The sequence below is a fragment of the Kurthia sp. Dielmo genome (genome assembly GCF_000307285.2).
Taxonomy (GTDB): Bacteria; Bacillota; Bacilli; order Bacillales_A; family Planococcaceae; genus Kurthia; species Kurthia populi.
In genome coordinates this window covers 1-23,602 of record NZ_HE578963.1, presented here as the reverse complement: position 1 = coordinate 23,602, position 23,602 = coordinate 1, and the positions used below count along the sequence as shown (strand labels likewise).

Below are 23,602 nucleotides of genomic sequence, written 5' to 3'. Positions count from 1 at the left end.
TCCAAAACATATTAGAATCCTCTTAAATATTTTATAACTCCAACGCCAACTGCTCTGACATTAGCTCTGCTTGTTCAATTACTGTTTCTACTGCTTGTTTACTGATTTCTGGTGGATAGCCATATTTTTTCAGTAATCGTTTGACCATCACACGCATTTTTGCGCGTGCAGAATCACGTAGATTCCAGTCAATACTCATATTTTCTTTGATGGACTGAGTTAGTTCATGGGCGATAATTTTTAACGTATCATCCCCTAAAACTTGTTCTGCTGTATCATGTGAAGCTAATGCGTCATAGAATGCGACTTCTTCCATGACCATGCCATTATCTTCTCCACGTTTATAAGCGCCGTCCATTTCTTTTGCCAATTCAATTAATTCTTCGATAACTTTTGACGTTTCGATTGTACGTTTATTGTATTTGTTTAGTGAGTTCGCTAGCATTTCAGAGAACTTGCGCGCTTTGATTAAGTTACTACGCTGCACATTTTTCACTTTACCATTTAATAAACGATTCAATAATTCTACTGCTAAGTTCTTTTGTGGTAACGCTCGAACATCTTCTAAAAATTGATCGGATAAAATCGAAATATCGGGATTCTCTAGTCCAAGCTCTTTATAAATATCAATAACATCTTCAGAGATAACCGATTTTGAAATCAATTGATTAATTTGTGCATCCATTTGAGTAGCTGTTTTCTTTTTGCTACCATCACCGATTGTTTTCACAATACTCGCTTTTACAGCTTTAAAGAAACCAATTTCATCGTTTAATTCCTCTGCCTCTTGTGTCGTCGCACATAAAGCATATGCTTTCGATAATTCCGTTACGGTATCTAAAAAGCGTTTCTTTTCTTCTTCACCTAGTCCAATGACATAGTCCATTGTATTGACAATTGCTTTAATCCGTTGCGATGATTTTTCGGATTTAAAGCCTGAATAATCATGACCGTATAACAATTCTAAAATCAGTTGGTGTTTTTCTAACATGACGTCTACCGCAAGAGCTGTATCAACCCCAGCTGTTTCACGGTCATTATCTGTATATTGTTTTAATGCTTGTTTTAAATTATCTGCAATACCAATATAATCAACAACTAAGCCACCTGGTTTATCTTTAAATACACGGTTTACACGTGCGATAGCTTGCATTAAGTTATGGCCTTTCATCGGTTTATCAATATACATCGTATTCATTGAAGGCACGTCAAATCCAGTTAGCCACATATCTCGCACAATAACGATTTTTAATGGATCATCATTGTCTTTCATACGACGTGCTAAAAATTCGCGACGCTTTTTATTACCGATAAACGGCTGCCATTCTACAGGATCACTAGATGAACCTGTCATAACGATTTTAATAGCACCTTTATCATCGTCATCTGAATGCCATTCTGGTCGTAGTTTAATAATTTCTTTATATAAATCAATCGCAATGCGACGCGACATGACGACAATCATTGATTTACCAAACATCGCTTTTCCACGTTCTTCATAGTGATGAACTAAATCTTGTGCCATTTTTTCGACACGTGAACCTGCACCAGCGACTGCTTCTAAACGTGACCATTTTGACTTTAGTTTTTCTTTTGTCGATAGTTCTTGATCTTCTGTAATATCTTCATAATCATCATCAATTGCTAATCCCTCTGGTAATTCTAAAGGAATAACACGTGACTCATAAAAAATCTTAACTGTCGCACCATCTTCTACAGCCTGTGACATATCATACACATCAATGTATTCACCAAATACTGCTGGTGTATTGCGGTCCGTTGATTCTACTGGTGTCCCTGTGAACCCAATAAATGAAGCATTCGGCAATGCATCACGAACATATTTCGCATAGCCATACTTCACTTCACCTTCGTGATCTTTCTGTTGTGATAATGCTGCACCAAAACCATATTGCGAACGATGTGCTTCATCAGCCATGACAATAACATTTGTACGATTGGTTAGACATGGCATTTCACCTGTTTCTTCATCAGGTGAGAATTTTTGCAGTGTCGTAAAAATGATGCCCCCTGATTCTACATTTAATAATTCACGTAAAGAATCACTAGACTGTGCTTGGTTTGGTGATTGCCGTAAAATATCCTTCGACATCGAGAATGTTTTATACAGCTGATCATCTAAATCATTACGGTCTGTTAAAACCACCAATGTTGGGTTATTCATCACTTTAATCAGTTTCCCTGCATAGAACACCATCGATAAACTTTTACCAGAACCTTGCGTATGCCAAACGACACCAATCTTATGGTCACCATCTTCCGCAGTTGCTACTTGTGCTTTTTCAACTGCTTTATTCACCGCATGATATTGGTGATAGGCAGCTAAAATTTTGAATGTGTTTTCACCATCTGATTGGAATAAAATAAAGTTTTGAATAATATCCAGTAATCGATGAGGTTCTAGCATTCCATTAATCATCACTTCAAGCTGAGGTTCAGCAGGACTAGCTAATGAAGTACCATCAATCGTACGCCATTTCATAAAACGTTCTTCATTCGCAGTAAGAGAGCCAACACGCGCATTAATACCATCACTCGTAATCAAAAAGGCATTGTAACGGAATAGTGTAGGGATTGCTTGTTTATACGTTTGGATTTGATTGTATGCATCTGAAATATCAACATCTTCATTTGTCGCATTTTTGAGCTCCATCACAACAATAGGTAAGCCATTAACAAAGACAAGTACATCGGGACGTTTATTTGATTGTCCTTCAATAATCGTAAACTGATTAACTGCCATAAAATCATTGTTTTGTGGATTTTCAAAATCAAACACATAGACAGAAACAGTCGGATTATAACCATCTTCTCCTTGTACTTGTATCTCAATACCATCCGTCGCAAGCTTGTGGAATTGTTTATTATTCAAGATTAAATTTGGCGAAGCATTCGCCACAATCTTTTGAACAGCTTCTTCAATGATTTTTACAGCAAGTGTTGGATTTATCTTTCGCAAAGCGTCACGTAAACGATTAACTAAGACAACATCTTGAAAACTATCACGCTCTGGATTCTCGCCATCTGGTGCAATATCAGGACCTTCAATAATGTCATACCCTAGTTCTTCTAACCATTCAAGTGTTGCTACCTCTAACTCTGATTCATTGTATTTAAACATATGTTACACCTCCAAATTATCAGGTATTTCGATTTCACCCGATAATAGTTTTGGGAGTAGGGTATCGCGGAGTTCGACTAACTTTTTATTTTCTGACCTTAATTCATAGATTTCATTTAATAATGGGGTAACAGTAGCAGTTAAAGCATCCATAAGATTTTTAGGTGGTAATGCTAATTTGAACTTTGAAAGAATAGAAAATGTAATCTGAGGGAAAGTTCCTGATCTGCTTTCAGCAATCTGATTTAATTCATTGATAGTGCTCTGCATAGTTAACCATATATAAAATAATTTACTTGAAAGAATTTCTTCATTTGTTCGCAATACCATTAATTTTGTAGACACAACGTAATCATCAGCATTTTCTATTTGTATATATGCATATCTTTTATTTTTCGGACGAATTTCGCTATACAATATATCATTTTGTTCAATTAACTTTTTTGCTTGGCCCGGCATGTTTTTAGTAGGAAGAAAATCGACATCAGCTATTTCTCCGTCTAACACATCAGAGGTGTTAAGGAATTTTGCATATTGCTTTTCTTTTTTATTAATACTATTAGAAATACTTTTTGCAAATTCATTTACATTGTAAATTTCCCATGCTTTAGGTATCTCCCCTAACTCACTTTCCACCATTTCTCCACCACTTGATTTATAAGGTTTTCCTTCTTCATTCGGAAATTCGAAGTCGATGAACCAGTGTTTGAAAAGAGTTTGAGAGAGTTTTTCGAGATTGGATATAATATTGTTATTTAATTCGATTTTTTCATCAATTGACCATAAGAAATCCCCTATCGAACTTTGTATGTTTTCTTCTGGAATAGCGAATTCTAAATTTTCTAATGTACTTTTATTTATTGAACTAAATATTGTACCGGTCGAATGACCTTCATAATTATTAAAAGCCTTTAATAAATAAAATAAGAATTTCTGATTATTTGTTTTTGAACGAACAGCTGCTAATCCCCGTCCGATACATAAAGGAATGGTAGCAATATTTATATCTCCTACAGGTGCTCTAACACTGAATAAAATATCACCTTCAATAGCCCATTTGGTTACTTTTGTTGTATAAGTATCAATAATAGGATATAGTAATCCAAAAGTTCTTGTTCCTTGTAAAAATGGCGTCCCCTCTTGTTCATTATAAAATTCTGATTTAGGTGATTGTCCCATTTCAACTTCAGCAATATCTTTTAATCTTACAATTTTATTAAACTCCATACCCAATACCACCTAACGCTTTACGAATCTGTTCTTCTAATTCTTTAGATTTTGCAAATTGCGCTGATAATTCACTTGTTAAACGTGCCATTTTTTCTTCAAATGGTTCGCCATCATCTTCTTGTTCTGCTAAACCTACATAACGTCCTGGTGTTAAAATATGATCGTTATTTCGTACCTCTTCAACTGTTGCTTCTTTACAAAAACCTAATTCATCCGTATATTCTTGTTCATTCGTACCACGCCACGCATGGAACGTACCAGCAATTTTTTGAATGTCTTCATCACTAAATTCTTTATGCGTACGATCTGCCATAAATCCTAAATTACGTGCATCAATAAAGAGAATTTTATTATTGCGTTCACGTTTGCCTGTCTTCACTTTATTTTTCGATACGAACCATAAACATACAGGAATTTGCGTTGAGTAAAATAGCTGACCTGGTAGTGTAACAATACATTCCACTAAGTCATTTTCAATTAAGTTTTTACGAATTTCCCCTTCGCCACCTGAGTTAGAAGACATCGAGCCATTCGCTAAAACGAAACCTGCTGTACCGGCCGGTGCTAATTTTGAAATCATATGTTGTACCCAAGCATAGTTGGCATTACCTTCTGGAGGAATACCATATTGCCAGCGCATATCATCTTGTAGCTTATCGCCACCCCAATCTTTAATATTGAATGGTGGATTCGCCATAATGTAGTCAGCTTTTAAGCCTTTATGTAGATCATTTAAAAATGTATCTGCGTGATGTGGGCCTAAGTTTGCATCAATCCCACGAATTGCTAAGTTCATTTTACAAAGTTTCCATGTCGTTGGATTAGACTCTTGACCATATACAGACAGGTTATCAATACGACCTTGATGTTCTTTAATGAATTTAGATGATTGTACAAACATACCACCAGAGCCACATGCAGGGTCATATACACGGCCTTTGTATGGTTCTAGCATTTCAACTAGTAAGCGAACGACTGAAGATGGTGTGTAGAACTCGCCACCATTCTTGCCCTCTGCGCTTGCAAAGTTGCTTAAGAAATATTCATAAACACGACCAATAACATCTTTTTCACGACTTTCTTCATCACCGACTTTGAATGAGAACAAGTCGATTGTTTCACCTAGACGTGTTTTATCTAATTCTGGGCGTGCAAATGATTTAGGTAATACCCCCACTAATGATGGATTTTCTTTCTCAATTGCAACCATTGCAGCATCAATTAATTGACCTACTTCGGGTTTTTTTGCATTGTCTTTAATGAATGACCAACGCGCTTCTTTTGGTACAAAGAAAATATTCTCCGCAACATATTCATCACGGTCTTCCTCGTCTGCCCATTCATCTGCTTTTAACTCCGCATATTTTTCTTCAAATGCATCAGATACGTATTTTAAAAATAATAACCCTAATACCACATTTTTATATTCGCCAGAATCCATTGACCCTCGCAATTTATCTGCCATTTTCCATAACTTTTCTTCAAATCCTAAGTTTGCTGTCGCCATGTTGTTTCCTCCTGTAGCCATGTATTTTCTATGCCTATTATATCAATTTTCCAGCATGAAAAATTGAAAATAACAATATATTCAATTTTTTTAATTTATATGATTTTAGATAATAATAATTTGGCCCTATGTTCATAATTTTTCTTACTATGCTTTGCCTTTTGTACAGTCACTCCCTTATCTTCAACCTCTTTCAGCGATTCTTTCAACCATGCACCATTATCTTTGATCAAATTCTCTAGTAATTGCTCAATAACGATATCCCACCGAGTTCTTTGTTGGGCTTCTAAAATAAGCATCGCGAGAGATTTATACTCACGTTCAATTTCCACAATGAAATAATGATGTCCATTAAAAAGTTGAACACTTCCTAAAGCATATTTTCTTCTTGTGATTCCATCATCTAAAAAACTAAACTTTCTACTGTCTTCAAAAGTTGGTAACTCTTCAATTTTCACGTCGACTGTCTGAACATCAGGAAAATCGTTTAATTTGTTTAATATTTTTATAAACTCTCCTAGTTCCCCCGTCATTGAAGCTTCATGTATACCAATTAATTCGATTCCCCTTATTAAACTATTTCCGCCTGTATCTGCGACGGTACGCTTGTTGGTATCTTCTATCCTAAATTGCTTTGTATGTTCATTCTTGTCTTCTCTAAGTTTACTTGTGCTAGTCGTCATTTTTTTTAGTTGAGGTAAATTCGTATAATCATGATATTGATTATCTATTGGAATCAAATCAAATTCTTCACTAGCACCTGCATCTTTATGATCAAGTTCATATGGTTCGTCTACTGCATTACTTTTCAAAAATGTGTGTTTCTTCGCTTCACTGCTTTTCTTTTTTGCTGTGAATTCTGGATGTGTAAAAGAGACCTTAGCATACGGAATTTTTTTATTTCGCACAGAAAGAATTCTTAGAATTAAATCACTGCTCACTCTTTTTTTAATAATAGCTTTAATAACAATTGGTTGATCTATCATCCATTCAAATTTCAGCTTTCCCGTATCTACAAAAGTATAGCCAACATTCATATATAAATTACGTATATCAGGGTTTGTAATTACCCATAACAATTGAAATAAAAAATCGTTTTTTGTGTACTTCTTTTCATACGTAGAATTAAAATCAATATGAAGATGATTGTCACACTGACTTTCTATAAAATAATTTAAAAAAGAATTATTCATCTCTAGCAAACGATAAAGTAAAAAACGGTTGGGTGCTAATATACTTCGAATACTTTCAATTAATGGCAATATATAAATCTGGTTTCTGTATTTAAATTTAAAACCAGTTGATTTAGTCTTTTCTTCTGTATTTAAAATCGTCCATTCACTTTCAAAATATTTAACTTGATTAGGATAAATCGTTATTTCTATTTCTTCTGTAGGTGCAGGAGCAATACTTTCGCTAACTATTCCATCTACATATGAGTGCTGGATAGCTAGAAACGGTAGCATTCCCCAATCTAATAAAATCTTTTCTGTTTTACCATTAGCTAAAAAGTAACAATGTATCATTAATTTTCTTTCATGCCAAAAAGGCGAGCTAATCCAAATCAACTTTGCTTGCTCTCCCTCTTTAAATGGCCAATTATTTAATTTAACCGAGCGTTCTCTCATCTTCTAACACATCCCTTTTATGCTGAATATACGCTTCTAAGATTGCTTTAATTTCTTTAAATTGATGAGACTTGATGGCTGCTTTTCTTTGTACTTGCCACAATTTAATTGGCGCACCATCAATCATTAATTCATCTATTATTTTGTATGTGCGTCTGATTTGAAATTCTCGGACGGTTTCTGTGATTTGATTAAGTAGTGATTCTGTTAGTGGTAATTTATCGAGATGATATTGTAAATTTGCTAGAATACTTAAACGTCTACCAATAGCAGAAACCGTAATTCTTATTGGCTTTTCTTCTTTCAACATTCTTTTATGCAAAAATTTAATCTGATGTACATACTGTTTATCTCGCTTCACCCAATCTATTTTTATATTTGGAGTAGCTTTACTTTGCATTTTAGGACAGTTGGTCAGTAGCCACTTTTTATCATGACGATATAAATACATATACACAGCTTTATTCTTCTCCCGTAAAGCGGTACGCGATATATGTGGATAAGTTACTCTTAGCTCTTGCCACTGTTGTTTACATTCTTGTAGTCGACTTGTGGATAAATGCTTGCCTTCCACTTTATTTAATTCCAAATTCTCTCCCAAATATTTTTTCACCGTTTTTGAATCCACACCTAACATCCGTGCAATAGCTCTAATACTCAAGTTTCCATTCTTTAATTGGTATAACCTCTGTTGCCACACATCACCAAATTGCTTTACTCTACCAATTTCAAAACGATTAGTTGTCTGTTTCCTTGCATAAATAAATCCACATGAACATGTGAATGTACCAATAAGATTTTTTGACTTAAAATCTTTTGTCACTTTTACTTCGGGAATAACACATTCCTTGTAATGAGATGCAGCCTTATTTAAACAAGGAAATGGTTCTTTTCCAAATGCACTCGTATAATCAGATATAGCTTGTAGCGTTTCAATATTTTGTTTCATAAAGTATAGGAATAATACATGTCTAAACGGATGCACATGGCGCTTAGAATTACGTAATAAAACCTTTAACCAATTGTATTCGTAATCTTCATCAAGATTGCTCTCATATTGTTTTAAAAAATCTTGTGAATAAAATGCTGAAAATGCTTCATATAACTCTTTCTGACGAATGCGTTTACCTGCTGTCATCAAGTTTTTTTCTTGTAGCAATGAATTATATTTCATTCTAATTTGCGACCTATTTAATTGATGTAATGGAAGTTGTAACAGCTGGTAAGCAAGCTTTGCTAGTCCTACACTAATAGATTTGTACGGGTCGACTTCTTCTAATTCAGAGAAGTTCATATGTTTCAATTCAAAGCGAACATACTCAATTCGACTATCACTTTGAATTGGATATTTTCGTAATCGTATTTCATGATGTGAACAATAATTAATTGCTTCTAGTTGATGCTCTCGATGGATATAAGGTTCACCATATTTTTCAACATCAGCTTTTGCACACTTTGAGCAATAATATAATCCATCTTTTCTGCAAATACCTCCAGCTACAAACCCTAACCGGGCATACAATCCTTTTCCATCGCCTTTTACATCTTCTAAGATTTCTTGTTGTCGTTCTTTCGATAAAAAAGAAGCGTAATAAGGATAAATTGTATGATTAGCTAATAAAGATTCTACAGAATAATGCTCACCCAATTGATTAGCTAAAAAAGAAAGATGACTACCAATCCCCACACTCGATATCACCGAACGACTGCCAAACAACTCTTCCAACGTATCTTTACAATCAATATTTCCATTGTAAAAATGATAACGCGCCACGGCTGAATACAATAACTCATCTGGATATGGATTTGTGAAAAAGGGTAGCATTTAACTCCTCCTCAAATAATTATGAATAAAATTCAACGATTGGATTTTTAATAAAATTATTTTTCTCTAAAACTTCATAAGGATGCTTATTTTGCTTTAAAGCTTGTTCTCTAAATGCAACTAAAATAGTTGATCTATTTGAACAGTTAACTTTCTCTTTTTTCTCATTCGCAACCTTGTTCAATTCAATCAAATCTGAAATAAGTTGCGCTTTTAGAGTGCTATATTCTACGTCTATTGAAGAATGCTCTACTAATTTCTTTGCCACTTTAGTGATGTTATTTGAAGTTAAAGCATCAAATATACCAATGGCTGCTACTTCTTCACTTAACGCTTGTATCATCTCTCTTGTCGCTTATACTCCAATGTATTTTGTCGTTCTTTCATCGCTTCTTTTACTTTTCCTTCATACTCTGTATTTCGCTTATGACTCATCATCAGTTCATCTAAATTAATAATGATATCTTCATACTTGTACATTGCTGCAAAGTCATTTTTGCGAATGGCATCTAGCATTGGCTGGATAATTTGCATATCTTTCTTAGCAGTCTGTTTCAGCACTTTATAGGTGATTAACTCATTATTGTTATTGTCATCAAAAAGGACTCTTTCCTGAGCTAAGATAAAGAGATTTACAGCTACAGAGGTAATTCCTTGGCACTCCTCGTAAAAAGCTTCTTTCGCTGAATCTGTAAGTTCTGAATAACTCTTTAAACATTGCAATTCCCACAACGTTTCTAAAAAGAACTCCCATTCCTCGCTATCTTTAGCCATTCGATCCCATATAATTGAGCCATCACTTGCTGCACGTCTAGCCTGACGAAAATTCCCTTTGAACAACTGCTGTGCTTTTGATGTGCCAATTAAAACAGTTGGAATACCTACTGTGTTTGATAATGTCACAAAGAAATTAAGCATTTCTTCTTGGTCATTTTTCGCATGCAATAAATGTTGAATCTCATCAATTACAAGTACACCAATTCCATACATACTAGCTAAAGATGTCATATGCAAAAGCATCGTTGATGTCACACGATTTAAATACCCGTACTTTTCAAGGTAACGTGTACCTAATAAATCATCAATTGCTTTGAAAAAACTTTTACACAATGTCGATAAGCTACCATCATAAGGACAATCAATCTTCAACCACACAATTTGAATTCGGTTGAAAAGCTGTTCTTGATAGCTATCATGATTAATAACTTGGGGATACATTAATAAAAGTCTTTCAATAGCTGTTGTTTTACCAATACCAGAAATGCCTATGATTGATAAACTATCGGCGGTTGAGCGTATATGATTTAAGCGTTCATCTATATATTTATGAGCTTGTTCTTCATTTTCTCGTAGTTCATGAAGTGTACGTATTCTTTCGAGAAACGTTTTATCTAAAGGATTTCTAGCCAAATAACCTCGCCGAATTAATGTAGATAAACGTCGCTCTACTTCAAAATGAATTGGTAATGGCTGAATAAAGTTTTTTATACGCTTTAATACGTGGTATCTAATATTTGTTTCACTCTGCTTATCACGTTCTGTAATGCGCGGTGTCACCATGAATCGTTCTAACACATCATCTTCACTAAAAATAGGTGGCAATGCTTCTATATAAGGATTTTGAGCGTATTCAGAGAGTATTTGCGGCTTGTAGTCAGCGTGTTCTGTATCACCTTTTAGAACAATATTATTTATCTTTTCCAAGCTCTTCATCTCGCTTTCTTTTCAATTTTTCCATTAAACGGGATGTACCTTTTTTTACAGGCTGCTCTTCTATTTTCTTTCTTGTTGCAAAATCGATTATTTCTGCATCTTCATCTTTTACAGGTGGTGATAAATCAAATTTTTCTTCTTCACGATTTATTTGTTTTTCATTTTCTTTATTATCACGGATAGCATCTAATTTTTGTTTTTTACTCGTAGGTTTGTATAGTGTATTTTTCTTCTTCTCTTTTGCTGTTTTAATGATTTGCTCCATCATGGTATCTGTATTAATTGTTAGTTGTACTTGTTTTGAGCGTTCCTCTTCTTCAAGTTCATTTCTTAATTGTTGATGAAATACAATATCCTCTAAGAAATCTGTTTTATATTGCTCACTAGGTTCTAACAATATACATGTCTCGTAATCTAAACCATCATCATTCGGAATATAAATTCTATCTAAATGACGTGGATCATATACAATGCTGACACTTTTATTTTTCAGTTTTGTATACCACTGTTCTTCGATGGCTCGTTTTGAACCATACAATAAATTTTTGAATTTAATTCCTGCTCTTGAAACAGTTGCTTTGCCTCTAGGTAATACATTCAAGCGCAAAATATTTCGATCTATCGTGCGTAATCGACCTTTTCGATTTTGGATACCCCAGTTCCATAAACTAATAGGAGTAGGCACAATTCTATCAGTAATCATTTCTTTCTCCATTGGATACTTATCAATGATTTTATGATTATGTTGGAGAATCATTGTAATGACTAACGCTGTAAATTCCTTTAAATTGAGCGTAGCGTCCAATCGATAGTCTTTATCTCCACGTTCTCGATATTCTTTTTGAATTGCACCTGGAGCCTTCTGTTTAACTTTCCCGTTGATTGTACGGAATTTACGTTCAACAATACCTTTTAAATCTCCCCGATAAGCTGTCGTATTTTCAATTTTAATATTTAAGTTATTAATCAGACCCGCAACTGCATATCCTTCAAATTCTCCTCTATCGGCAATAATAATCTCTGGTAAATGACGAGTTGGCCATTGTTCTTCTGTAATATCAATATTGTACTGCTTACAAAATTCGACTTTATCAGCAACCATATTATCCAAAGCCATCATTGCACCCATCCATGATGGCCCTTCTAAACCAACATAAATCCCTGTGACGATTCGAGAATATACATCTACGACTGCATAGATTACTGGACGACCGATAATACGGTTAGCATCGATAGCGCTAACTAAATAAATATCTGCAATCGTCGCATCAATTTGAAAGCGTGTACCAGGACCATTAGTTTCTACTTTTGAATTGCTTAAAATTGGCCGATGTTTCAATTCATATTCTTTAGTACTTTTACGGAAAATAATATCCTTTTTAGGATCTTCCAACTTTTTAAACCAATAATAAAATTGGTGGTAAGAAGGAATACGATCCGGTTCCCAAATCCTATATTGGATGTCACCATTTTCTTTATAACGATCCGAATAAAAATCTCTCAAAATGAAATGATAAACGTCCTTTAATGCATACCCATTTGCCTTGCGATAATACTTGTTTATTCCATGTTCAAATTGCAGTTTTATCTCTTCTGTAATATTAATACCACTTCTGTATTCACCATCTACCGTAAGTTTTCGAGGTCTCCCGATTTTATCCACATTGAGTTTCTTACTTTTCCCTCGACCACCTGAATTCGCATAATCAGGTAGCATCGAATTTTTGTTCATTCCACGCTGCCAGTATCTACTTAAAAGCTTTTTTACTTTTGTTTTACCTAACCCACTATCAGCCACAATTTGTACGATTTTAGCTTCACGTCCTTTTTTTCGTAGAAGTGAAGACATATTCGGAATAATAAACTTTTCTACAATTGCCCAATCATAATCACGTTTATCCTTTTGTACTTGTGTTAAGTCACTATCTGGCACTGCTCTAGTATAAGGGTCTCCTATAATTAACAATTCATTTTGTTCAATATCCAATTCCATATTGGCATATAACTCTCTTTTAGGCATTGCGCTTGTTGTATCGATATTAACGATATATACGTAATCCTCCTCTACTTCAATCACTCGTAAACGTGTAGAATCTTTCATAGATTGCATAACCTGATTAATATAAATCATCCGTACTTCACCTGCTTTAACTTATCTTCATTAACTGATTGAATTTGAACACATTGCTCAATATCTAATGGTATAGACATATCTATTTGAATAATTTTACGAGCTAACAAATGATAGAAAAGTGTAATTCCACTTCCTAGAGGCATATGTGTATCTTTATCAAAACTATTAGCTATTTCTCGAATTGATTCATCTTTCTCTAGTAGCCTTTGTAGTAATGAAAATACTAATTCTTCAGTTTGTTGAGGGTTTATATTTTGAAAAGCATCATGTAAATAAAGATCATGATAGTCATGAATATAGCTAATATTTCTAGCAAATGTTTTAGGAATCTGAAGTTCAGTAACAATTCCCCAATCAGTTTTCCTTCTTTCCCAGTACATCCTTTCTATATCAAATTTTTCCATCACTCTTTTTTTAAGTAATTCATCTTTCATTTTGACCGTGCGAGCTACTTCTACTATTCCATCACCTTTATCCACAGTTAATAAAAAATCCGTTGTCATCACAATCGGCTCATTTGTTTTAGGATCAATTGGATGTTTAATACCTAATTCATCTGCAATGACAATTGTTTCTTCCAACGGCAATAACGGAAATTGTTCTCGAATATCGACAACGAAATTTGAATATTCAGTTAAATAAAAGTAGTTTCGTTCTAAATCAGACAAAAATTCGTGTTGTCGATTTGTTTTAATCCCTTTCAAGCGAGTAGATCTTCCAAGCGAAGAAACGTCTTGAATATTAAGCCAAGGTTTATAATCTGCTCCGAATCCTGTTCCTCGACCTTCTTTTAACCACTTATCAATTTTAGATGTTCTAGTTCTTTTAGACATAAAAACACCCCTTTAGACAAATATAATCTAAAGGGGTGTTTCATCGCAACTTTTTTACAAACGTCGCATCTTTATTTTAAACATCGCGACTTTTTTACAAACATCGCGTCTTTATTTTAAATCTACAAGTCATTCAAATCTTATCCACAGCCTACTCAACTGTTACTGATTTGGCTAAGTTACGAGGTTTATCAACGTCACAGTCACGGTATAGTGCTGCATAGTAGCTGATTAATTGTAATGGGATTACTGTAACAAGTGGTGTTAATAGCTCTTGTACAGCTGGTAATACCATTGAGTCGTCCGCTTCTTCCATACCTTCCATCGAAATGATGATTGGGTTTGCGCCACGTGCGACCACTTCTTTCATATTTCCGCGTACGTTTAAGCTCATTGCTTTTTGTGAAGCAAGTGCAAATACTGGTGTACCCTCTTCGATTAACGCGATTGTACCGTGTTTTAATTCACCGCCAGCAAAACCTTCCGCTTGAATATATGAAATTTCTTTTAGTTTAAGTGCGCCTTCCATACTTACACAGTAATCAATACCGCGACCGATAAAGAACGCATTACGTGTTGTTGCAAGAACGGCATCCGCTACTTGTTGAATTTCTTCTTTTTTATCAATGATTGTTTGGATTGCATTTGCGGCTACGCCAAGCTCAGCTTTTAGATCAAAATCAATGTCTAAGCCTTTTGATTTACCTTCTACATATGCTGTGATTGCAAGAACAGCAACCTGTGCAACATACGCTTTTGTAGACGCTACCGCGATTTCAGGACCCGCATGCAGTAATAATGTGTAATCCGCTTCACGAGATAATGTAGAGCCTTGTACGTTTGTGATAGTTAATGCTTTGTAGCCTAACTCTTTCACTTTTACTAATACTTGGCGGCTATCTGCTGTTTCACCTGATTGTGAAATAAAGATGAATAAAGGCTTCTCAGAAAGTAGCGGCATATTGTAGCCAAACTCACTTGCGATATGCACCTCTACAGGGATTTTCGCCATTTTCTCAAAGTATTGTTTACCAACTAAACCTGCATGGTAGCTCGTACCTGCAGCGATAATATACAGACGATCCGCTTCGCTTAATGCAGTTTTAATGTCCGCATCAATTGTTAGCTCATCCTCAACTGTGTATGCTGAAACAATTTTACGAATAACACCAGGTTGCTCGTCAATTTCTTTTAGCATGTAATGAGGGTATGTGCCTTTTTCGATATCACTCATATCTAATTGCGCTGTGTACGGTGCACGTTCTACTTTTGTGCCATCTAATTTTTCAATTGATACACTTGCAGCTTTCACGATAACAACCTCTTCATCATGTAGCTCGACGAATTGATCTGTTACTTGTAGCATCGCCATTGCATCACTTGCGATCACATTAAATGTATCTCCAACACCAACTAATAATGGTGATTTATTTTTAGCTACATAGATGGTTTCTGCGTCCTGTTCGTCTAAAAGACCAAGGGCATAAGAACCGTGTAGTAATGATAATGTTTTACGGAATGCTTCATCTGTTGATAAGCCTTCATTTGCAAAATGCTCCACTAATTGGACGATTACTTCTGTATCCGTATCTGATTTCATCGTCACATTTTGTAAATATTCCTGTTGCAGTAAGTGATAGTTTTCGATAACTCCGTTGTGTACTAAAGTAAAACGACCTGATGCACTTTGGTGAGGATGCGCGTTTGATTGATTTGGCACACCGTGTGTAGCCCAGCGTGTATGACCGATACCAGCAGTTGCTTCTACTGATTCGTCTACTGCACCACGTAAGTTTGCAATACGGCCGACTTCTTTAAACACATGTACGCCTGCTTCATTCATAACAGCGATACCTGCTGAGTCATAACCACGATACTCTAATTTTTCTAGACCTTTTAATAAAATTTCCTTGGCATCTACTTGACCAATATATCCTACGATTCCACACATAATAAATTCCTCCGAATTGTCTGCAAATTTTTTGTCCATACGAAACTAGACCTTATCTAATGATAGGGTTCGGTTCATATAATGAATTTGCCTGATAACTTCTTTGTCCAACAAATTACTTCATTGTTTTAAAAGTCATCATCGATCGGGCAATACGACCGGGAGGCATCCGCCGAATGTTCGATACTCCTCCACCTCGTCTACTAAGGCTGTGTGGCTTTATTTCCTTAGTACTGGCGCTATAACTGTTTTTCCGATTTTACTGCAACCCAATCCTCCTTGGCAGTTTTAGAGATGTCTAACCTCTTTTCTAAATTGCATTACAATCATACTTAATCCCTTTTTAATAGTCAATCAGAAACTAATAATGAAAAGGGTTCCATCTGCATTTTTTCAAAAAACATGTCTTATTGTTGAACGTCTTAGTTGGAAAATAGTTTCTTTTTCCTACATTAAGAAATCCTAAGTATATTAAACTTAGGATTTCAACATCACATGGGAAACAAATTTTATTTTAATAACTTCACGATTTCTCGGTTAAATGCTGGAATATCATCTGGTGTGCGACTTGTGACAAGCTGATCCTTACACACCACTACTTCTTCATCCTTTACATTTGCCCCCGCATAAGCCATATCAACAAGAATCGATTTATACCCTGTTGCTGTACGTCCCTCTAATGACTTTGCATTAATTAATAACTGTGGACCGTGACAAATTGCGAATACAGGCTTTTGTGCATCCATAAAACCTTTCGCAAATGCAACAAAGCGGTCGTCTGCACGTAACTGATCGGGTGAGAAACCTCCTGGTATAAGTAACGCATCAAAATCATCGACGGATACATCGTCAATGCCCTTATCGATTGTTACCTTTTCTCCGTGCTTCCCTTCAACTTGCTCGCCTGCTTTTTTCTCAATTGTCACTACTTCATGACCAGCGTCACGAATAGCTGCGGCAGGCTCCGTAAATTCAACATCTTCGAATAAATTCGTAATGACTGTTGCTACTTTTGCCAAATTGAACACCTCTTTAGTTAATTTGAGATTTAAAAACATCTCATTCTACTTTTAGTGTTCCCATCTGTCATCTTCTTAAACAGAAATGTTAAATTTAGCCATAATAAAAAGACGAGTGTTCCGTTATAACGGAACACTCGCCCTTTGACTAACCTTTATTCAGCTAAGCCCATTTCTGCGCGTACTACATCAGCGATTGCTGTGCAGTATTCTTCGCAAGCTTCTTGTGTTGGTGCTTCCACCATGACACGTACTAATGGTTCTGTACCTGATGCACGTACTAATACGCGACCGTCGCCAGCCATTTGCTCTTCTACTGCTGCAATTTTCGCAGCAACAATTGCATTGTCGGTAACAGCATGTTTATCTGTTACACGAACATTGATTAATTTTTGAGGGAAAATTGTCATTTCCGCTGCAAGCTCAGATAATTTTTTACCTGTTGCTTTCATTGTATTTACAAGTTGTAAGCCGGTTAATAAACCATCACCTGTTGTATTGTAATCTAAGAACACGATGTGGCCTGATTGCTCGCCACCCATGTTGTAATCGTTTTTACGCATTTCTTCTACTACATAACGGTCGCCAACTTTTGTTTGAACACTCGCCATACCGCTTTCTTCAATTGCTTTGTAGAAGCCCATATTACTCATTACTGTTGAGACAACTGTATCTTTTTTCAGACGACCTTTTGCGTGTAAATACTTACCGCAAATGAACATGATTTGGTCACCGTCGATGATTTGGCCATTTTCGTCTACTGCGATTAAACGGTCACCATCACCATCAAATGCTAAACCAAGGTCAGCGCCTTTTTCGACAACAAGCTCAGCTAACGCTTCAGGATGTGTAGAGCCGACACCATCATTGATATTTAAACCATTTGGTGTAGCACCCATTGTTGATAAATCCGCTTCTAAATCTGCATATAAGTGAGCTGCTAATGAAGAAGTTGCACCATGTGCGCAGTCTAATGCGATATGAATGCCTTCAAAATCTTCATCTACTGTTTGTTTCAAGTATTGAATGTATTTTTGACCGCCTTCAAAATAGTCACTAACGCTACCAAGGTCTTTCCCAACTGGACGTGGTAATGTATCCTCATCTGCGTCTAATAATGCTTCAATTTCTGCTTCTTGATGATCTAATAATTTAAAGCCATCTGAGCCAAAGAATTTAATGCCATTATCTTCTACTGGGTTGTGTGATGCAGAAATCATAACCCCTGCATTTGCGCTTACTGCACGCGTTAAATAAGCAACCCCTGGTGTTGAGATAACGCCTAAACGCATTACTTCTGCTCCTACTGATAATAGACCTGCTACTAAAGCGCCTTCTAACATTTCCCCAGATACACGTGTATCACGGCCGATTAAAACTTTTGGACGATTTGTAGCTTCTTTCGTTAAAACGTATCCACCAATGCGACCTAATTTAAATGCTAATTCTGGTGTTAGTTCACTATTAGCGACGCCGCGGACGCCGTCTGTTCCGAAATATTTACCCATGTTTTTCTCTCCTTCAAAACTCATACATATCTCTATCATTCATTATGATTTTTTTGTAAATTTAACTTTTGCTGTTGTTTCAGATGCTTTTGCTTTAATGCCCTCAGGTGCCTCTACATGAATAGACATCGTTTTTGTACCTTCGGCAACATCTTCTACTTCCACACTTACATTAAAGTCAGCAGCAGAAAGTTTCTCTATTGCATCCTTTTCCCCTTCAATCGTTAATGTAACCGTTCCAGGGTTCGGACGTACAAAATCAATTGTATACGCATCTGGATCAAAATTTAATACGTTAATAGGTACATTTTTTAATGTTTTTTGTGTTGTTTGTACCGTATCTGTCTCCTCGGTTTGTTCATCATCATTATTTGATGATTCATCCTCGCCCGTCGCTGCTCCAGCTTCTGTATTAACAGAAACATTCACTTTAGCAGTTGACGCATACGTTACACCTGCAGGCAGCACCACATCTACTGCTTTTGTCGTTGATGCTGTAACATCTGACACATCCACATTTAATGTTAAATTCTCAATTGTTTCTACTTGCTGTTTCGGGCCATACAATGTAATCGTTGCCTGCTCCGGCTTCATCGATACAATATTAACGCCTTCTGCCGGTTCCCCTTTTTGTTTCACAACAAGTGGTACTGTTTTATTATACTCGCCCACGTCAACTGTGACATGAACCGTACGTGGTGAAAACGACACTTCCAGTGGATTCCAGCTTGCATCAAAAGCTTTCACACGAATATCACGTTCAAATGATTTTTCAATATCACTACCAGGTACAATCGCCTTCACATACGCAATGTCATTTACATCTTCTGCTGCACCCGTTACCGTTACCGTTTGCGGAGCTGCAGCTGAGGCAACTACATAGTGACCTGTTGCCAGTTGTTGCTGTGTAATCTGTGGTTCTACTTTTACTTGCTTAGATACGCGTTCTTGAATTTGAACAGTGACTGAACTTGGCTCAACTGTGTAATCCAATTTATCCGATAGTCCAGAAACGCGAACTTTTACTTTATGTGTGCCAATCGTTTTATTTTTCAAATCGATATAGGTCTCAAAATTTTTCGAGTTTTTCACCGGTAAAAGAATTCCGATTGGCCCTTTTAATTTAACAGATACCGTCTCTGGCTCACCCGCTACCACAAAATTACTATTGTCATAACGTACAGTAAGCGGCATTTCAAGCGTTTCTTCTTTTGTGCCTGATAGGGTATTTTGTGTTTTGTCATCACTTTCAGGTTTGACCGTGAAGAATAATAGAATGGCTAAAATAAGAGCTGTAATTCGCAATAACCACGGATTATCAATAAATTTATCCATTATTCTTCTTACCCCCTCTCCAGTTCCATTTCGGCGCTGTTTGATCTGTCATATCGCCGAACCACGCTCTACGAAGGCGCACTTCAAACTCTTCTAGGGATAGGTCGCGGTGGATGTCTCCATTCACCGTTAAACTAATACCGCCCGTTTCTTCTGATACGATAATTGTAATAGCATCTGTTACTTCACTAATACCAATCGCAGCACGATGACGTGTTCCAAGCTCCTTCGAAATAAAAGGATTCTCAGAAAGCGGTAAATAACATGCGGCAGCAGCAATTTTATTTTTCTTAACAATTACTGCACCATCATGTAGTGGCGTGTTCGGAATGAAAATATTAATCATCAATTCAGATGAAATTTCAGAGTTCATTTGAATCCCTGTTTCAATATAATCCGTTAAGCCCGTATCTTTCTCAATCGACACCAATGCACCAATACGACGTTTCGCCATATAGCCCACTGATTTTGTCATTGCCTGTACAAGGCGGTCTTGTTCTTGCTCCTCTTTCAGATTACTACTTCGAGAGAATAATTTGCCTCGACCAATTTGCTCAAGTGCTCGACGAATTTCCGGTTGGAAAATAATAATAATAGCTAAGAAACCGAAATCAATAATCTGCTTCGTAATCCAGCCGAGCGTATCGAGTCCGAGTAGCACAGTTGCGACGCGGATAATGAATATTACAAAGATACCCTTCAACAATTGCACTGCTTTTGTTCCGCGTATTAGAGTAAGACCTTTGTAAATCACATACCAAACGAGTAGAATATCCAAAATATTAAGGAACAATCTTACTACTTCATTGTCTGCGAGTTGACTAATTTCTTGTATAAAATTCATGTGGATCGATCCCCCACTTTTCTAGCAAGTGCATATGTGTCAAGTATAGCACATATCCTAAAAAAACCCTTCTGAGAACATAGAAAAACAGCTTAAGGTTACGAGTACACCCTAAGCTGTTTTATTAGTCTGCAGTACTAAATAGCTTTTTGACACCGTTTTTAATCGAATACCAAAGCCACTCAAACGATTCATTGATTTCCTCAACGTTTCCAGTGACATTTGCTGTAGAAGCCATATATTTACCGTTTACGACGGTAACATCGCCTTCCACATTACCTTCGACAACTAAATTGCCATTTTCTACAACTAAATCAGATTTAATTGTTTCACCAACTGGTACTGTGACCGTTTCTCCCTCTACGATGAGACCAGGAGCTTTTGTTACGGAAAATTGCTGTGAATTATTAAAGCTTGAAAATAAAGTCGCACTCATCAAAATCAAAAATACTGCAGCGGCTACGAGCATCGGATGTCTACGTAAGAAACGTTGTACCCCTTTTAATGCACGCGGTTTCGTAGGAATTCGATGCATCACATTCGTTGTAAAGCCCGCAGGTACAGAAATTGCGGCAGCACTTTTTATAAATGCAACGACATTCGTTAATTCATTCATATGCTCTTTACATGTATCGCAACTTTTTAAATGTGTTCGTAATTCTTTTTCATGTTGTTGGCTAATATCGCCATCCAAATATTCATGCATATATTCAACTACATGCTCTGGACACTGCTTCATAGAAATGACCTCCTACAAATCCCCCAACTGCTTACGTAATGCTTCGCGTCCTCTATGAACACGTGTTTTCACTGTTCCTAAAGGAATGTCGAGAATATCACTAATTTCTTGCAGGGGTAACTCCTCAATATACTTTAAAATGATGACCGCACGATACTTATCCGGCAAGCGACTAATTTCATATTGAATGCGCTCTTGTAGCTCCATGCGTTCAAGTTCTTCCTCTGGTAACAGTTCATCCACAGCAAGCTGTGAATACATATCTAACCCTTCCGTCCCAGGTACTTCCGCGTCTAAATAATAATCCGGTTTTTTCTTACGAATACGGTCAATACATAGATTCGTTGCGATACGATATAGCCATGTAGAAAATTTTCGTTTTTGATCATACGTGTGCAGATGAATATAAGCTTTAATAAAAGCTTCCTGTGCCGCATCTTCTGCTTCTTCTTTATTGCCAAGCATGCGGTAGCATACTTGATGTAAGCTTTGTTGATAAAGGCTCACAATATCCGCGTATGCACTTTGATCACCTTTAAGTACTTGTTTAATTCTTTTGTTGATTAACGGATCCATTGTGATGTCCTTTCCACCTTCGCTTGTTTAATATACGGATAACTTTTTAAAAGGTTTCATTTTTTCATACAAGTTGCTCTCCCATTAATGAGCCAAGCAATGTAACTGCAACCTCAGCAGTTCGATTACGCTCATCCAAAATCGGATTCACTTCTACTAATTCAAGCGAGGTAATAAGATTTGAATCTTGTAGCATTTCCATCGCTAAATGACTCTCACGATATGATAATCCTCCTGGCACTGGTGTTCCTACTCCAGGCGTATACAATGGGTCAATACCATCTAAATCTAGAGACAAATGCACACCGTCCACATGCTGACCTTCTAAATGAATAATAGCTTCTTGCATCACCGCAGTCATCCCTAAACGATCCACGTCATGCATCGTATACACTTGAATTCCATGCTCACGAATAAATTGCTTCTCACCTTCATCAATTGAACGTGCACCAATCAATACGACATTCTCCGGCTTCACTTTCGGAAAATCTCCTTGAATAGCGGTTAATACCTTCGCACCATACCCCATTGCAACTGCTAATGGCATGCCATGAATATTTCCACTAGGTGATGTTTCCTCTGTATTCATATCTGCATGTGCATCATACCAAATAACGCCTAGGTTTTCATAGTTTTCAGCCAAACCTGCAAGTGTTCCAATAGCAATACTGTGATCACCACCTAGCACTACTGGAAACATTCCTTTTTTCACAATAGCATTTACTTCGCCCGCTAATCTTTTTGAAATGTCCACTACACCATCTACATTTTTTAATGTCGGATGAATTTGATTATGAAACTTCTTATCAATATGTAAATCGCCTAAATCTTCAACATGATGACCCAAATTTTCTAAGCGCTCAATCGCTCCAGCATAACGTAATGCACTTGGTCCCATATCTACCCCACGTCGGTTTTGTCCAAAATCTGAAGGTACACCAATAACTGCGATATTCAACGTTTTCATAATCAATTCCTCCTGTATGCGTTTTCATTATTATTATACAGAAAAAAATCCTCATATGATAAAAATTACCATACAAGGACTTATATTCTTTGAACACAATTATTTATTATACTTATCTTTCAAATCTGCTACCTTTTCTTGTGCTTCACCTTTAGCTTTATCTAATTTACCTTCAGCTTGAAGTTTAGCATTATCTGTAGCATTCCCTACTTGATCTTTCACTTCACCCTTAGCTTTGTTAACGCCTGCTTTTAGTTTATCTGAGAACTCTGACATATAAATAAAACCTCCTAAAAAATTTAATTTATACAAACACAATATATCTATTCCCACTATTTATTATTTAAAACAAAAAAACTTCCTCACACATATGTGAAGAAGTTTGTTATGAGTCATGCAGGATTCGAACCAGCGACCCTCTGATTAAAAGTCAGATGCTCTACCAACTGAGCTAATGACTCATGGCTGGGGTACCAGGATTCGAACCTGGGCATGACGGAATCAAAATCCGTTGCCTTACCGCTTGGCTATACCCCAATATTAAGTTTGATTAAAATGGTGGAGGGGGGCAGATTCGAACTGCCGAACCCGAAGGAGCGGATTTACAGTCCGCCGCGTTTAGCCTCTTCGCTACCCCTCCAGAAAAAATAT

General features: G+C 36.4%; 18 protein-coding genes and 3 tRNA genes. All 21 read right to left on the bottom strand.

From position 1 onward, the window contains the following. Positions 1-31 precede the first annotated feature (31 nt). On the bottom strand, positions 32-3,142 hold the full coding sequence (locus tag KTHG_RS17730; RefSeq protein WP_139995648.1) for a type I restriction endonuclease subunit R: 3,111 nt from the start codon (positions 3,140-3,142) through the stop codon (positions 32-34). A gap of 3 nt (positions 3,143-3,145) precedes the next feature. After that, positions 3,146-4,369 carry a restriction endonuclease subunit S gene (locus KTHG_RS17725; protein WP_139995646.1) on the bottom strand — a complete coding sequence of 408 codons (1,224 nt, stop codon included), beginning with the start codon at positions 4,367-4,369 and terminating at the stop codon, positions 3,146-3,148. Then, positions 4,359-5,879: a class I SAM-dependent DNA methyltransferase gene (locus KTHG_RS17720; protein ID WP_139995644.1), complete on the bottom strand. Its 1,521-nt coding sequence runs from the start codon at positions 5,877-5,879 to the stop codon at positions 4,359-4,361. Before KTHG_RS17720 ends, KTHG_RS17725 begins: the two co-directional genes overlap by 11 nt. A gap of 95 nt (positions 5,880-5,974) precedes the next feature. Further along, positions 5,975-7,507 carry a Tn7-like element transposition protein TnsE gene (locus KTHG_RS17715; protein ID WP_255512498.1) on the bottom strand — a complete coding sequence of 511 codons (1,533 nt, stop codon included), beginning with the start codon at positions 7,505-7,507 and terminating at the stop codon, positions 5,975-5,977. Continuing rightward, positions 7,488-9,332, bottom strand: a complete 1,845-nt coding sequence (locus KTHG_RS17710) for a TnsD family Tn7-like transposition protein (protein ID WP_139995642.1) — start codon at positions 9,330-9,332, stop codon at positions 7,488-7,490. Before KTHG_RS17710 ends, KTHG_RS17715 begins: the two co-directional genes overlap by 20 nt. Positions 9,333-9,351: 19 nt before the next feature. Next, positions 9,352-9,675, bottom strand: coding sequence for a hypothetical protein (locus KTHG_RS22285; protein WP_483299895.1), 324 nt, complete (start codon positions 9,673-9,675; stop codon positions 9,352-9,354). Beyond that, the gene (locus tag KTHG_RS17705; RefSeq protein WP_483299894.1) at positions 9,672-11,036 is read right to left on the bottom strand and encodes an ATP-binding protein; all 1,365 of its coding nucleotides are present in this window, start codon (positions 11,034-11,036) and stop codon (positions 9,672-9,674) included. The genes KTHG_RS22285 and KTHG_RS17705 overlap by 4 nt, the downstream gene beginning before the upstream one ends. Then, on the bottom strand, positions 11,020-13,176 hold the full coding sequence (locus KTHG_RS17700) for a Mu transposase C-terminal domain-containing protein (protein WP_139995640.1): 2,157 nt from the start codon (positions 13,174-13,176) through the stop codon (positions 11,020-11,022). Before KTHG_RS17700 ends, KTHG_RS17705 begins: the two co-directional genes overlap by 17 nt. Then, a complete protein-coding gene (locus tag KTHG_RS17695) occupies positions 13,173-14,012 on the bottom strand; it encodes a TnsA endonuclease N-terminal domain-containing protein (protein WP_139995638.1) in 840 nt (279 codons plus the stop codon). Before KTHG_RS17695 ends, KTHG_RS17700 begins: the two co-directional genes overlap by 4 nt. A gap of 151 nt (positions 14,013-14,163) precedes the next feature. Continuing rightward, positions 14,164-15,963, bottom strand: a complete 1,800-nt coding sequence (gene glmS / locus KTHG_RS17690; RefSeq protein ID WP_139995636.1) for a glutamine--fructose-6-phosphate transaminase (isomerizing) — start codon at positions 15,961-15,963, stop codon at positions 14,164-14,166. A 509-nt stretch (positions 15,964-16,472) separates the two neighbouring features. Then, positions 16,473-16,982 carry a type 1 glutamine amidotransferase domain-containing protein gene (locus tag KTHG_RS17685; protein ID WP_139995634.1) on the bottom strand — a complete coding sequence of 170 codons (510 nt, stop codon included), beginning with the start codon at positions 16,980-16,982 and terminating at the stop codon, positions 16,473-16,475. Positions 16,983-17,137: 155 nt separating this feature from the next. Further along, entirely contained in the window at positions 17,138-18,490 is a 1,353-nt protein-coding gene (gene glmM / locus KTHG_RS17680) for a phosphoglucosamine mutase (RefSeq protein ID WP_126991510.1), read from the bottom strand. A 42-nt stretch (positions 18,491-18,532) separates the two neighbouring features. Further along, positions 18,533-19,825, bottom strand: a complete 1,293-nt coding sequence (locus KTHG_RS17675; protein ID WP_139995632.1) for a CdaR family protein — start codon at positions 19,823-19,825, stop codon at positions 18,533-18,535. After that, entirely contained in the window at positions 19,818-20,669 is an 852-nt protein-coding gene (cdaA, locus tag KTHG_RS17670; protein WP_126991511.1) for a diadenylate cyclase CdaA, read from the bottom strand. The genes KTHG_RS17675 and cdaA overlap by 8 nt, the downstream gene beginning before the upstream one ends. A 124-nt stretch (positions 20,670-20,793) precedes the next feature. Next, positions 20,794-21,408 (bottom strand): zf-HC2 domain-containing protein, encoded by a 615-nt coding sequence (locus KTHG_RS17665; RefSeq protein ID WP_139995630.1) that lies wholly within the window; start codon positions 21,406-21,408, stop codon positions 20,794-20,796. A gap of 12 nt (positions 21,409-21,420) precedes the next feature. Beyond that, positions 21,421-21,984 (bottom strand): RNA polymerase sigma factor SigW, encoded by a 564-nt coding sequence (gene sigW, locus KTHG_RS17660; RefSeq protein ID WP_126991513.1) that lies wholly within the window; start codon positions 21,982-21,984, stop codon positions 21,421-21,423. Between the two features lie 64 nt (positions 21,985-22,048). Continuing rightward, complete coding sequence (gene rocF, locus KTHG_RS17655) at positions 22,049-22,951, bottom strand: arginase (protein WP_139995628.1); 903 nt, start codon at positions 22,949-22,951, stop codon at positions 22,049-22,051. 99 nt (positions 22,952-23,050) lie between these two features. Beyond that, positions 23,051-23,227: a CsbD family protein gene (locus tag KTHG_RS17650; protein ID WP_126991515.1), complete on the bottom strand. Its 177-nt coding sequence runs from the start codon at positions 23,225-23,227 to the stop codon at positions 23,051-23,053. Between the two features lie 112 nt (positions 23,228-23,339). Beyond that, positions 23,340-23,412, bottom strand: a tRNA-Lys gene (locus tag KTHG_RS17645). A gap of 1 nt (position 23,413) precedes the next feature. Further along, positions 23,414-23,488: transfer RNA gene (locus tag KTHG_RS17640), tRNA-Gln, on the bottom strand. A 19-nt stretch (positions 23,489-23,507) separates the two neighbouring features. Further along, positions 23,508-23,591: transfer RNA gene (locus KTHG_RS17635), tRNA-Tyr, on the bottom strand. Between the last annotated feature and the right edge of the window lie 11 nt (positions 23,592-23,602).